Annotated in this window: 13 protein-coding genes; 8 read left to right on the forward strand and 5 right to left on the reverse strand. The window is 70.5% G+C overall.

Features of this window, described 5'->3' with window-relative positions; translation table 11 throughout:
- The first annotated feature begins 65 nt into the window (after positions 1–65).
- Complete coding sequence (locus tag QO010_RS17960) at positions 66–632, forward strand: hypothetical protein (RefSeq protein WP_307351426.1); 567 nt, start codon at positions 66–68, stop codon at positions 630–632.
- Here QO010_RS17960 and QO010_RS17965 read toward each other — a convergent pair.
- Both QO010_RS17965 and QO010_RS17970 read right to left on the reverse strand, forming a co-directional pair.
- The gene (locus QO010_RS17965; protein WP_307351427.1) at positions 610–1,623 is read right to left on the reverse strand and encodes a hypothetical protein; all 1,014 of its coding nucleotides are present in this window, start codon (positions 1,621–1,623) and stop codon (positions 610–612) included. The genes QO010_RS17960 and QO010_RS17965 overlap by 23 nt on opposite strands.
- A gap of 3 nt (positions 1,624–1,626) precedes the next feature.
- The gene (locus QO010_RS17970) at positions 1,627–2,292 is read right to left on the reverse strand and encodes a nucleotide-binding protein (RefSeq protein WP_307351429.1); all 666 of its coding nucleotides are present in this window, start codon (positions 2,290–2,292) and stop codon (positions 1,627–1,629) included.
- Between the two features lie 282 nt (positions 2,293–2,574).
- On the opposite strand from QO010_RS17970, the gene QO010_RS17975 reads away from it, so the two are divergent.
- The 6 genes from QO010_RS17975 to QO010_RS18000 are packed head-to-tail and all read left to right on the forward strand — an operon-like array spanning position 2,575 to position 8,654.
- Complete coding sequence (locus QO010_RS17975) at positions 2,575–3,237, forward strand: DUF4129 domain-containing protein (RefSeq protein ID WP_307351430.1); 663 nt, start codon at positions 2,575–2,577, stop codon at positions 3,235–3,237.
- Positions 3,234–4,487: a DUF4350 domain-containing protein gene (locus QO010_RS17980; protein ID WP_307351432.1), complete on the forward strand. Its 1,254-nt coding sequence runs from the start codon at positions 3,234–3,236 to the stop codon at positions 4,485–4,487. The genes QO010_RS17975 and QO010_RS17980 overlap by 4 nt, the downstream gene beginning before the upstream one ends.
- Positions 4,474–5,430 carry an AAA family ATPase gene (locus QO010_RS17985; protein WP_307351434.1) on the forward strand — a complete coding sequence of 319 codons (957 nt, stop codon included), beginning with the start codon at positions 4,474–4,476 and terminating at the stop codon, positions 5,428–5,430. The genes QO010_RS17980 and QO010_RS17985 overlap by 14 nt, the downstream gene beginning before the upstream one ends.
- Before the next feature lie 7 nt (positions 5,431–5,437).
- Positions 5,438–6,751, forward strand: a complete 1,314-nt coding sequence (locus tag QO010_RS17990) for a DUF58 domain-containing protein (protein WP_307351435.1) — start codon at positions 5,438–5,440, stop codon at positions 6,749–6,751.
- Between the two features lie 27 nt (positions 6,752–6,778).
- A complete protein-coding gene (locus QO010_RS17995) occupies positions 6,779–7,783 on the forward strand; it encodes a stage II sporulation protein M (protein WP_307351437.1) in 1,005 nt (334 codons plus the stop codon).
- Positions 7,770–8,654 (forward strand): RDD family protein, encoded by an 885-nt coding sequence (locus QO010_RS18000; protein ID WP_307351439.1) that lies wholly within the window; start codon positions 7,770–7,772, stop codon positions 8,652–8,654. Before QO010_RS17995 ends, QO010_RS18000 begins: the two co-directional genes overlap by 14 nt.
- 11 nt (positions 8,655–8,665) lie before the next feature.
- Here the strand turns inward: QO010_RS18000 and QO010_RS18005 are convergent, their stop codons facing one another.
- From QO010_RS18005 to QO010_RS18015, 3 genes are all read right to left on the reverse strand, one after another.
- Positions 8,666–9,034, reverse strand: a complete 369-nt coding sequence (locus QO010_RS18005) for a hypothetical protein (protein WP_307351440.1) — start codon at positions 9,032–9,034, stop codon at positions 8,666–8,668.
- A 92-nt stretch (positions 9,035–9,126) separates the two neighbouring features.
- Positions 9,127–9,969, reverse strand: coding sequence for a class I SAM-dependent methyltransferase (locus tag QO010_RS18010; protein ID WP_307351441.1), 843 nt, complete (start codon positions 9,967–9,969; stop codon positions 9,127–9,129).
- The gene (locus tag QO010_RS18015) at positions 9,966–11,792 is read right to left on the reverse strand and encodes a hypothetical protein (RefSeq protein WP_307351443.1); all 1,827 of its coding nucleotides are present in this window, start codon (positions 11,790–11,792) and stop codon (positions 9,966–9,968) included. Before QO010_RS18015 ends, QO010_RS18010 begins: the two co-directional genes overlap by 4 nt.
- 112 nt (positions 11,793–11,904) lie before the next feature.
- Here QO010_RS18015 and QO010_RS18020 point away from each other — a divergent pair, with 112 nt between their 5' ends.
- Positions 11,905–13,059 (forward strand): hypothetical protein, encoded by a 1,155-nt coding sequence (locus tag QO010_RS18020; protein ID WP_307351446.1) that lies wholly within the window; start codon positions 11,905–11,907, stop codon positions 13,057–13,059.
- The last annotated feature ends 11 nt before the right edge of the window (positions 13,060–13,070 follow it).

The following is a 13,070-nucleotide window of genomic DNA, read 5'->3' on the forward strand; positions in this document are numbered from 1 at the left end:
CCGATGATGTCGGCCCGGCGGGGCGGGCGCACGGTGTCGACTGGGCCAGCGTCAAGGGGACGAGCATGGTCAGTTACGCGCAGCGGCGCTCGATCCTGGACGCCGGCGAACAGGTCTGGACTGTCGAGCCGGAGGCTCTCACCTGCCGCCGCCCGGACGGCGCGGTCGCCCGCCTGCCCTGGCGCGAGGTCACGGCGGTGCGCACGGCCTACGCCCCGACCCGCTGGAAACGCTGGCGCTACCTGCTGGCCCTCAGCGCCAGCGGCGGCCGGTCGCTGACCATCGACAACGGTCACTACCGCGGAGTCGGAGACTTCGAGGACCGCCGCGCCAGCTTCACCCCTTTCGCCCATGCCTGTATCGCGGCGGTGGCCCGCGAGGCCCCCAAGGCCAGGGCCTCGGTCGGGGCCACGCCGCTGGTTTATGGCGTCCAGCTGCTGCTCGCCCTGGCCATGCTGGCCCTGCTGGCCCTGGTGCTGATCGCCCTGCCCACGCCGCTGGGCCCGCTGATCTGGATCAAGCTGGTGCTGCTGGCGGCCGCGATCCCGGTCTTCCTGCTGTGGACGGTCAAGAGCCGGCCCCGGCGGCGCAGGCTGGACGTACTGTCGCTCAGCGCGGGTCTGCCGAGTTGATCCGCCAGCGGGCGGTCGGGCCGGATCGTTTCACCTCAAGCTTGCTGAACCGATCCGCCGCCGAAACCATGCCGCCGAACAACGCTGTCCAGGCGTCGAAGGCGGGGGCCTCGTCGGGCAGGTTTACGCCGGCCATGGTCTTCCAGCCGGTCTGGATCAGGCTGTCGCCATCGCGCTCGACGGCCTCGCCGTGGGCCTCCAGCAGGGCCGCGATCAGGTCCAGCGGCCCCAGCCCGGGCAGCAGGCCCGCCACCTCCTCCTGGTACTGCAACCCGATCAGCCGCGCCGTCCGCGCCAGCTCGGCCATGCCCTCGGCCGGCCCCAGCAGGTCCTGCAGCGTCGGGGTCAGGCTGCGCAGGTATTCCACCGCATAGGCCCGGTGGGTGCGGGCTAGGCGCTCGGGCGGCCACTCGGCGGTCGGCAGGGTTGGCTGGGTCGCCAGGTCGAAGCGCGGCATCCGCTCATCGGGGACGAAGCGGACGCGCTGGTTTTCGGCGAGCGGCGCGTCGGCCAGGTGGTAGTAGCCCTCCAGCCCCGGATCGCCCTCGGTGATCTGGCCGGTGCAGACGAAGCCCAGCCGGGGCTCGTTCAGCGAGACGCCGTTGTGGCCGTGCCAGCCGTGCAGCATGGCGGCGTTGACGCTCGTGGGCACGCCGCAGACCGCCGCGCCCCGCCAGATCCAGCGCGGCGGCGGATAGCGCACCCAGGCCTTGGTCGGGCTCTCGGCGAAGTATTCGGTCTTCACTCCGCCCAGGGCGTTGGAATGGAAATGGTAGAGGGCCGCGGCGATGGCCGGCGGCTGGTCCGCCAGGCCCAGCTTTTCCAGGCCGGGCAGGAATTTCTCCAGGTGCTGGCGGCGGAAGTGGCGGAACACGAAGTCGGCGGCCACCGCCTCGCCCCCCAGGAGCGATTGCCGGCTGACCAGGCTGAGCACCAGGCCGGTCATCAGGGCGTTGTAGAGGATGGCGACAGCCCGCCAGCCCGCTTCCATCGGCTAACCCACCCCGAGGGCCGGCTGTTCCTGCATACGCTCCTGCAGATGGCGCCAGAGGCTGAGCATCTCGTCCTCGGCGGCCGGGTCGCCGCCAGCTTCGAGGACCGAGCAACCGCGCGAGGCGGCGTATTGATAGGCGGCCCGCGAGCGGATGATCACATCCGAGGTCGGGATGCCGGCCGCATGCAGCGCCCCGATGGCGTTGCGGACGAGGGGCGTCTCGATACCTTGCCGGGCGTGCGGGACCTGGTTGAGCAGCAGCGCCACCCGGCCGTTCAGCCGGCTGACCATGCGCACCGACTTCACCGCCGCGTTGAGGTCCAGGATGGTCGGCCGGGCCACCACCACGCAGAGGTCCGAGAAGTTGACCGCCTGGGAGAGGTCGGCCGAAAGGACCGGCGGGGTGTCGATGATCAGCATCCGCGCGCCCTGCCGCTGGCACTCCTGCTTGAACTGGAAGAGCTTGGACAGGGCCGTGGGAACACAGCTGTAGGGGGCGCTGGGCGCGCGGGAGGCCAGGGCCTCGCTCAGGGAATGCTGCGGATCGGCGTCGGCCAGGACGATGGGACCGCCGTCCCGCTGGGCGGCGCCAGCCAGGTTCAGCGACAGGGTCGTCTTGCCCGACCCGCCCTTCAGCGACATCACGGCCAGGGTGCGCATGGTCATACCCAGGCTCGCCGCCCTCGCGGGCTACAATTCGATCGCATTGACGCCCTCCCCCAAGAACCGTCCGCCGAACGGAAGCTTAACGAACCCGGTTCGGCCAAGCCAGCCGCTATCCGACTTTGGGGCGTCGGCCAAGCGGCGGAACGGAGTTTTCTCCCGCCTCGCGTCGGAATGGGGGCGCCGATGTGTCGGAATTGTACGCGAAATACCGGACGAGAGGCCGCAGGCCGGCAGGGCGAAAGCGGTTTCGGATTCTGCCGGGCGGCATGCTATCACCCGTCGGTGGGCAGGGCAGACAGCGTAACCAGTGGGGCGAACGGAACCGGCGGCGCTTCAGCCGAGGCGGTCGCCCGGGCTCATGAGCGGTTGCTGCACGACAAGAGCCTGCAGTTCGACTTCCCGCCCTTCCAGATGGACCGGCCGCCGGAGCCGAAAGGCAATGGCTTGGATCTCAGCTTCCTCGAACCCCTGGGAAAACTTCTGGGCTGGGCCTTCTGGATCGGCCTGGCGGTGGTTGTCCTGCTGCTGCTCTGGGTGCTGGTCGGCGAGGGCCTGGCGGCCCGCTGGGGCTGGACCGGCCGGCGCAAGGCCGTGAAGGCCCAGATCCAGGCTGAATTCCGCCCCGACCAGGCCAAGGCCCTGGTGCTGCTGGAAGACGCCGACGCCCTGGCCGCCAAGGGCCGCTATGACGAAGCCGCCCACCTGCTGCTGCTGCGGGGGGTCGAGGACATCCACGGCAAGCGGCCGGGCCTGGTCAAGCCGGCCCTGACCAGCCGCGACATCGCCGCCCTGCCGGAATTGCCTGAGGCGGCCCGGCCGGCCTTCATGACGATCGCCCAGGTCGTCGAGCGCAGCCTGTTCGGCGGCCATGCGGTCGACGCGGCCGGCTGGCGCCAGTGCCGCGACGCCTACGAGGCCTTCGTCTTCCCCGAGGCCTGGCGATGAGCCGCGCGCCCAAGGCCCGCAAGGCTGAGAAAACCCAAACCGGGCCGTTCCGCGGCCGCACCATGCTGTGGATCGTGCTGGTCGGCCTGGCCGCCACGGCGGTGCTGCTGCTGCTCACCGCCTTCGAGCCGGAGCTGCGCGGCCAGGACGAGGCCGGACCCCACGCCCTGTCCCGCTCGGCCGACGGCTATGGCGGCCTGGTCGCACTGACCAAGAGCCTGGGCATACCGGTGCTGATCAGCCGCGCCCCCCTGCCCAAGGACGCCGAGGACGGCCTGCTGGTGCTGACCCCCGACGAGCGCACCGACGGCAAGGCCCTCGCCGAGGTCCAGTTCGCGGGACCCCGGCTGATCGTCCTGCCCAAATGGCGGGCCATACCCGATTTCAGCCATCGCGGCTGGGTCAAGAAGTACGGCCCGGTCGAACCCGAACGGCTGCCGCGCTCGGTGCTGTCACAGCTGGGCAAGGGCAGCGTCGTCAGCCAGCGCAAGGCGCCGGCCCGGCCGGCCCTGCGGCGGGCCGACATACCCGGCCAGCCGGCCTTCTGGATTCCCGGCCGGATCGACAATCTCCAGACCCTGGCCGGCCCGCAGTGGCGGCCCATCCTGCTCGACGAGACCGGCGCCATCGTGCTGGCGCGCAAGGATCACAGCCAGACCTATGTGCTGACCGATCCGGACCTGTTCAACACCCAGGGCCTGCGCAGCCCCGGCACGGCGCAGTCGGCAATGGCCATTCTGAACATCCTGCGGGCCAACGAGGGGCCGGTGATCTTCGATGTCACCATCCAGGGCTACAAGCGCGGCCACAACCTGCTGCGCCTGGCCTTCGAGCCGCCGTTCGTCGGGGCGACCTTCTGCGCCCTGGTGGCGGCCCTGTTGATGGGGCTGCACGCCCTGGCCCGGTTCGGACCGCCGCTGGCCAATCAACGGGCCCTGGCCCTGGGCAAGCAGGCCCTGGTCGACAACACCGCCGGCCTGATCCGCATGGCCGGCCGCCAGCACCGGATGGCCGAGCGCTACGCCCTGCTCTGCCGCGCCGCCGTCGCCAAGGCCGTTGGGGCGCCGCGCGATCTTTCCGACCCCGAGCTCAACACCCTGCTGGATCGGCTGAGCGCCCAGGCGGGCCAACCCGCCGGCATCACCCCATTGCTCGACGAAGCCCGTCGGGCCGGCAATCCGGGCGACCTGATGACGGTCGCCCGCAAACTCTACGACTGGAAAAGGGAGATGACGCGTGAACGTCACTGAAGTGGGCGACCTCGCCACGCGGATCCGCCACGAGATGGCCAAGGCCGTCGTCGGCCAGGGCGACACGGTCGAGCTGATGCTCATCGCCCTGTTCGCCCGGGGCCACGTGCTCCTGGAAGGCCCACCCGGCACCGCCAAGACCTTCCTGGCCCAGTGCTTCGCCAGAACCCTGGGGGTGGATTTCGGCCGCATCCAGTTCACCCCGGACCTGATGCCGGGCGACATCCTGGGGTCCAATCTGTTCAACTTCCAGACCAGCAGCTTCACCCTGACCCGGGGGCCGATCTTCTGCGACCTGCTGCTGGCCGACGAGATCAACCGCACCCCGCCCAAGACCCAGGCCGCCCTGCTGGAAGCCATGCAGGAACGCGCCGTCACCCTGGATGGCGTGCCCCACAGCCTGGGCGACCACTTCATGGTGGTGGCGACCCAGAACCCCATCGAGCAGCAGGGCACCTATCCCCTGCCCGAGGCCCAGCTGGACCGCTTCCTGTTCAAGCAGACCGTGGCCTATCCCACCGTCGAGGAAGAGCGCCGCATCGTCGCCAGCCACGGCTCGCGCACCGGCCAGCCCGACCCGGCGGCCCTGGGCGTCGCCGTCGTCGCCACCCCCGACAAGCTGGCGGAGGCCGCCGCAGCGGTCTCGGCGGTGCGGCTGACTGACGAGATCATCAACTATGTGGTGTCCCTGGTCCGGGCCACGCGCGAGAACGCCGACTTCGAGAACGGGGCCAGCCCCCGGGCCGCCGCCATGCTGGCCGCCGCTGGCCGGGCGCGGGCCTGCCTGCACGGCCGCGACTATGTCATCCCCGACGACATCAAGGCCCTGGCCCTGCCGGCCCTGCGCCACCGGGTCATCCTTTCGCCGGCCGCCGAGATCGAGGGCCGCAAGGTCGACCAGGCCGTCGCCGCCCTGATCGAACAGGTCGAGGCGCCGCGCTGACCCTCACATGATCTATCCCACCCGCCGCGCCATCCTGCTGACCGCCCTGGGCGCCCCCGTCGCCCTGGGGTTCGGCCTGGCCATGAGCCGGCTGTGGCTGGCCGCGCCGGCCTGGTGCCTGCTGGTAGGGGTCGGGGTGCTGCTGGACTGGATGCTGGCGGGCTGGAGTTCGGCCCTGGAGGTCGAGACCACCATCCCCCGGGTGCTGGCCGCCGGCGGCGAGGGGCTGGCGCGCTTCCAGGTCCGGTTCAAACGGGGCCCGGTTCCCCGCGAGGTCGAGGTGATCCTGGAGGCCGATCCGCGCATCGCGGCGGAGCCGCCGCGCGGGACGGTGCGGCCGGAAAACCGCGCCTTCGCCGCCGAATTCCGGCTGGTCCCCCGCCGGCGGGGCGATGGCCGCCTCACCGCGCTGTGGCTGCGCTGGCGCGGGCCGCTGGGGCTGGTCTGGAAGCAGACCACCCAGCCGCTCGACGCCCCGATCCCGATCACGCCCAACATCCCGGCGGTCAAGGAGGAGGCCATGCGCCTCTTCTCCCGCGACGCCCTGTTCGGGGCCAAGATCCAGCTCGAGACCGGGGGCGGCACCGAGTTCCACGCCCTGAAGGACCACGTCTCCGGCATGGACCGCCGCGCCGTCGACTGGAAGCAGTCGGCCCGCCATGGCCGGCTGCTGACCAAGGAATACCGCACCGAGCGCAACCACCACATCATCCTGGCCCTGGACTGCGGCCGGGCGATGAGCGACCCGCTCGCGGGACTGCCCCGGATCGACCGGGCCATCAACGCCGCCCTGCTGCTGGCCTATGTCTGCCTGCGGATCGGCGACCGGGTCGGCCTGTTCGCCTTCGACGCCCGGCCCAGGCTGTCGACCAAGGTGACGGCGGGGGTGAACAGCTTCGGCCTGCTGCAGCGGCTGGCCTCGCGCATCGAATACTCCGGCGACGAGAGCAACTACACCCTGGCCCTGACCACCCTGGGCGGCGAGCTGGAGCGGCGCTCGCTGATCGTCGTCTTCACCGACTTCACCGACTCCACCAGCGCCGAGCTGATGATCGAGAACATCGGCCGGCTGATCCGCCGCCACCTGGTGCTGTTCGTGGTGCTGCGGGACGAGGAACTCGAGAGCCTGGCCGCGCTGGAACCCCACACCGCCGACGATGTCAGCCGCGCGGTCACCGCCGAGGCCCTGCTGCGCGAGCGCGAAACCGTCATCACCCGCCTGCGCCGCATGGGCGTACGCATCGTCGACGCCCCGGCCGAACGTATCGGCCCGGCCCTGCTGTCCGCCTATCTGGACGTCAAACGGAAGGATCTGTTGTGAGGACCCCTCCTGTCTTGAGAAGTCTCCATGGCTGAACTGCAGCTCAAGAGCCGCCGCTTCCGGGCCGAGCGGGAATGGGACTGGCGACGGTTGGAATTCCTGCTGAAGAAGGCCGAGGGCCAGGGCGCCCGGGGCTTGACCGACGAAGAGCTGCTGGCCGTGCCGGTGCTCTATCGCGGCGCCCTGTCGGCCCTGTCGGTGGCCAGGGCCACCTCGCTCGACGTCGGCCTGACCGACTATCTGGAGAGCCTCTGTACCCGGGCCTATTTCTTCGTCTACGGCACCCGCACCCGGCTGGGCGAGCGGATCGCCAACTTCTTCACCCGCGACTGGCCCCGGGCGGTGCAGTCGCTGTGGCGCGAGACCCTGGTCGCCTTGGCCATCTTCGCCGTCAGCGCGGTCGCCGCCTACATGATGGTCAGCGCCGACATGGACTGGTTCGACCCGTTCATGGGCGGCATGTCCCAGGGGCGAGATCCGACCGCCACCACCGAGTTCCTGCGCTCGACCCTCTATCACGACGGCGACAACAAGGGCCTCTCGGGCTTCGCCAGCTTCCTGTTCACCCACAACGCCCAGGTGGCCATCTTCTGCTTCGCCCTGGGCTTTGCCTTCTGCCTGCCGACCGCGGCCCTGCTGGCCACGACCGGCCTGCAGTTCGGGGCGTTCCTGGCGCTGTTCGCCTCCAGGGAGCTGGGCCCGCAGGCGGCCGGCTGGCTGCTGATCCATGGCACCACCGAACTCTTCGCCATCATCCTGGCCGGGGCGGCGGGTTTCAGGATCGGCTGGCGGCTGATCTTCCCGGGCGAGAAGAGCCGGATCGACGCGGCGGCGGAGGCCGGCCGCACGGCGGGGACCGTCATGGGCGGGGTGCTGGTCATGCTGTTCTGCGCCGGGGTGCTGGAGGGGCTGGGCCGCCAGCTGATCCTTATCGACTGGATCCGCTTCGCCATCGCCGGCGGCATGCTGACCCTGTGGCTGGTCTTCTACTACCTGCCGCGCCGCTGGAGGCCGACCAGTGTCCACGATTGACCTTGGCCAGGCGCCGCCCGGTCAGCGCGAGCTGATCACGCCCGAAGGGGTCGATCTGCGGGTGCGGCTCGCGGACGGCGGCCAGCGGATCGGGGCCTTCGTGCTCGACCTGCTGTTCATGATCATCGTCTGGATCGTCGCCGACATCGCCATCCACTATGCCTATTCGGTCGCCGGCAAGGACTCCGGCGAGGTGCTGGGCATCGTCTACACACTGGGCCTGTTCGTCCTGCGCAGCTTCTATTTCACCGGCTTCGAGATGACCGCCCGCGCCGCCACGCCCGGCAAGCGGATCCTGGGCATCCGGGTCGCGGCCCGCAATGGCGGCCGGCTGCGGGCCGAGATGATCTTTGCCCGCAACGCCATGCGGGAGCTGGAATTCTTCCTGCCGGTCATGGTCCTGCTGATGTCGGTCTTCGCGCCCTACATGCCCCGGGTCGACGGCGGCATCATTCTGGCGGGCGTCATCTGGACGGGGATCTTCCTGCTGTTCCCGCTGTTCAACCGCGACCGGCTGCGGGCCGGCGACCTGATCGCCGGGACCTGGGTGGTGCAGGCGCCCAAGCGCCGGCTGCTGGCCGACCTCTCCGACGACGGCGCCGAACAGCTGAAGGGCTTCGACTTCACCCCGGCCCAGCTGGCCGCCTACGGGGTCAAGGAACTGCAGGTGCTGGAACAGGTGCTGCGGGCCAACGACCGGGCCACCCTCAAGGCGGTGGCCGAGCGCATCCGCCGCAAGATCGACTGGACGCCGGCCATGGGCGAGCGCGACCGCGACTTCCTCAGCGCCTACTATGTCGCCCTGCGCGGACGGCTGGAGAACCGGCTGCTGTTCGGGCACCGGCGCAAGGACAAGTTCGACAAGGCCTAAGTGGCTGGGGCTTAGGCCAGCTTGGGGTCGGCCTGCACGAGCGCGCGGCTGAGCCGCGCCGCATCTGTCGCCGCCACGGTCCATTCGGAAGGGGCGTCGGCGCCGGCTTCCAGCACCATGGAGCGGACGCCCCAGTTGCTCATCAGGTCGCGGGCGAGATCCCGTCCGGGGCGGCCGTCCGACAGGTCGGCGGTGACCACCGCCATGTGGGCTGGAGCCTGGGCGGCCAGGGCCAGGGCCATGCGGGCCGAGGTGGCCGGGCCGATGACGCCGAAGCCGGCTTCGCTGAGACGCTGGACCATGGTGGCTGAAACGGCCTGATCGCCGCACACCACGATCACCATCTCCCGATCGAGAGCTTGAATGTCGAGGGTCTGCATCGCCGTCTCCCGGGTATTAACGGAAGATGACCGTAGCATGTGGGGAACAATGTTCTACGACACCGCTCTGACAATCGCGTGAGAAGCGAGATTCAACCCCGTTTGCGGGCCGTGACGATCCAAACCGCCCCATTCAGCCTCACCCCGTCCGGTCCATCATGGGCCGAAAGCGCCTCGCGCAGGGCGGCGATGACGGCCGGCGCCAGGTCGGGCGACTCGCGCAGCAGATTGCCCAATGGCCCGACCCGCTGCGACAGCGCCACCGTCTCCTCCAGTCCGCCGCTGCCGATCAGGGTGTCGAAGGGCTGGATGTCGATATCGGCGAACCCCGCCTGTTCCAGGATGCCCCGCGTGCGATCGGCGTCGCCGAACGCGAACGGCCCCGGCGCGGTCGGATCCGGCGGCGGCGGCGGCTCGGGAAGGATGGCCAGGGCCACCTGCAGCGGCAGGCGCAGATACTCGACCTCGTTGAAAGGCCGCCAGCAGACGAAGGCCAGCCGGCCGCCGGGCTTCAGCGCGCCCAGCAGGTTGCGGAACGCCGCCACCGGGTCGGCGAAGAACATCACCCCGAACCGCGAATAGAGGCCGTCGAAACCGCCCTCCAGGGCCGCGGTCTGGGCGTCGGCTTCCAGGAAGCGGGCGTTGAGGCCGCTGTCGCTCGCTCGCCGCCGCGCCACTTCCAGCATCGGCCGGGAGATGTCGAGACCCACCGCCTCGCCCGTCGGCCCCACGGCCCTGGCCAGGGACAGGGTGGTGTCGCCGCAGCCGCAGCCGATATCCAGGATGCGTTCTCCAGCCTTCGGTCCCAGGACCGCCTGCGCCCGCGCCCCCAGCGGGGCCAGTTGCCGGTCGAGCTGGTCCTGCAGCTCGGCCCAGGTGTCGCCGGTCTTGGCGTTCCAGTAGGCGATCTGGTCGGTGTTGCCGGCATCGCTCATCGCGGGGGCTCCTGGCCGTCGAGGGCCTGATAGGCGAAGAGGGCGAAACGGAAGCTGGACTGGGCGGCCATGGCCTTGCCGATCCGGCCATGGACCTCATCGGTCCAGGCGGTGTTGGCGGCGATGAAGGCGTCGGCGGCCATCTTGTCGCCCTGACGCTGGATGTTCAGCAGCTGCTTCAACAGGTCGCCGACCACCGCGTGATAGCGGCCATAGTCGATGGCGATCCGGCCCGTCGTCTGGTCGAAGCTGATCAGCCCCTTGGCCATGAAGATGTTGAACTGCATCAACTCCATGGTGTTGTACGGCTGGTCTCGGCGCGGCCGGTTGATCTGCAGCACCCGCCGGATGCCGCTGGCGTAGACGCCCCGCAGCTGGGCGTCGCTGTAATAGCCGCTCTTGTTCAGGGCCTGGGCCACGAAGAGCGAGACCAGGTCGGCCTTCATCTCTTCCAGAAGGTCGGCGTCGTCCTGCAGGGCCTGGTCCAGGTCGCGGCCGTCGATGGTGCGGTCGACCCCCAGATAATGGCCGATCTCGTGCCAGAGGGTGCGGTAGAGGCTGCCCTCGGCGGTGTAGTCGCCGGCGTGCCTGTCGGCGACGGCGGCCTTCCAGCCCTGGTCGCTCATCTCGAACAGGATCGGCGCCTCGATGATGTTGGCCCGCATCAGGATGGTGCGGCCGTAGCGGCGGGCCATCAGGCTGTCGTTGGGCAGGATGGAGGCGGTGTTGCCGCCCCGCGCCTGGCCGAAATCGGCGATGACGTCATAGAGGCCGACCGGGATGTCCTGGCGGACGGTCTTGTGGGCCTCATAGGGCAGGCTGTCCTCCAGCCCCTGCAGGGCGCTGACCGCCTTGCGGAGTTCCGCCGAGGCCTCGCGCCGCATCTTCAGGACGCTGAACGAGAAGAAGGCCTTCACCCCGTAGAGTTCGTCGTCATAGGTCTCGTAGGCGCCCATCTGGGCGTTGAGGGCCCGGAAGCGGCCCGAGACCCAGCTGGCGTCGCCGGACTCGTAGTCGTTGCTGAGGAAGTCGCGGGCCCGGTTGCGCAGGTAGCCGGCGAACTCGGCGTCATCGCCGGCCACCGCATCGGCGGCGGCGTTCAGCAGGTCGTAGACCCGGCCCAGCTCGTCGGCAAAGGCGACGGCGTAAGGGACGGCGTAGAGCCGGTTCGGGTCGGGCTTGTCCCTCAGCGCCTTCAGCCGCCTGGCGAAACCGGCATGCAGCACCGCCAGGGCCGGATGGCGGGCCAGGGCGGCCTGGTCGGCGGTGACCGAGGCGGTGTTGGCCCGCCGCACCACGGTCAGGGGACTGAGGATCTCTTCGCGCTCGCCTGGATGGGCGGTCAGGAAGGCCTCGACCTCGGCCTTGCCGATCCCCCAGGGCCAGACGCCCTTGCCAGGGGCCAGCGGCCGCACCGGCAGGAAGGGCAGGCGCTTGTTGTCCAGGGTCGAGGCGATCGGACCGCGGTTGAGGCGGTAGAGGGTCAGCAGGTCCTGGGTCCGCTGCGGATGGCCCTGCTTGCGGTCCAGGGCGATCAGGTCGGCCTTGGCGCCGGGCGCGTCGGGGGTCTGCTGGCGTTCATAGATGTCCTGCACGACCTTGCCGGCCTCGACCAGCTTTCCGACCGCAATGCGTTCGCCCGGGGTCAGGTCGGAAAGATCGGGGGCCAACCGCACCGTGCGCGTCTGGTCCAGCACCGCCCGGACCTGCTCAGGCGACCAGTAGCCCAGGGTCAGGTCGCCCAGCGCCGCCGCGCCCCACGCTTGGCTCGCCAACAGCGCGGCCCCGGCGCCCATGAGCAAGGCGCGACGGTCGGTGATCATGCGGGACTCCACAACAGCAAGGCAGCCAACCTAGCGGGCGCGGCGCGGGCCTCAAGCCCTGTCAGAGAATAGGGTAACCGATCCTTATCCGGCGCCCGGCACTGTTCCGCCCATGACCGAGCCCGCTCAACCCGACCGGCCAGAGGGCGCCGTCGCCGCGATCGGCGTCGGGGCGGCGGCGATGATCGGCATCGGCGTCCAGCCCCTGCTGCTGGATGCGCTGGTCAAGGCCGGGCGGCTGAGCCAGGACCTGGTCCATCCCGCCGTGCTGGCCGATCTGTTCGGCATGGGCCTGGCCATCGCCCTGGCCGCCTGTTTCCTGCCCCCGACCCGCCTGCGCCGCACAGCCGCCGTCGCGGCCGTCATCAGCGCCGGGCTTGGCCTCGCCGTCATCGGCGCTCACGGCCCGCAAATCCTGGCCCTGCGCGGCCTGGCTGGCCTGGCCGACGGCCTGCTGATCTGGATCACCATCGGCTTCCTGGCCCGGCGCGCCAGGCCCGAGCCCTGGGCCGCCGCCTTCTTCATGAGCCAGTCCCTGGGCCAGCTGGTCCTGGTCGGCCTGACCGGCGCCCTGCTGCTCCCGCGCTTTGGCCTCGCCATCGCCCTGACGGCGCCGGCCGCGATGTCGGCCATCGCCCTGCTGCTCTGCGCCAGCCTGCCGGCCAGCCTCCCGCCCCTGCCCCGCCCCGCCCCGGCCGGCCTGCCCGCCCCGCGCGGCTTGATCGGCCTGGCCGCCCTCTTCGCCTATGTCGCCGCCGGAACCGGGGTGTGGCTGCATATGAGCCGCCTGGCCGGCGATCCGGCCCTTTCCGGCCTGACGGTCAGCGCTGCGCTTTGCGCCCAGGTGCTCGGCGCCCTTTTCGCCGTGTTGAGCGCCGGCCGCCTCAAGCCCGGCCAGGTGTTCGCCGGCGCGGCCCTCGCCACCCTGACCGCCTACGCCATCCTGGCCCTGCAGCCGCCGCCCGCCCTGTTCGTCGCCGCCTTCGCGCTCGCCTCGTTCAGCGGCATGGCGCTGGGGACCTGGCTGTTCTCCTTCCTGATCCAGGCCGACCCCAGCCGCAGAGCCGCCGCCGCCAGCGCCGCCGCGCAGCTGACCGGCTCGGCGCTCGGACCGCTGATCGCCGGAGCGGTCGTAAATGGCGTTGGGGGGGACGGCGATCCGCGTCTGGCCCTGGCCGTGGGCGCGGCTCTTGTGGCCACCACGCTGGTCACCACGCTGGTCCTGACCCGGCCTCTCGGCAATTTGAAGTTGGCGCCACAGGGGTAAGGCGGCATATG

This window comes from Caulobacter ginsengisoli (assembly GCF_030814835.1).
Lineage (GTDB): Bacteria > Pseudomonadota > Alphaproteobacteria > Caulobacterales > Caulobacteraceae > Caulobacter > Caulobacter ginsengisoli.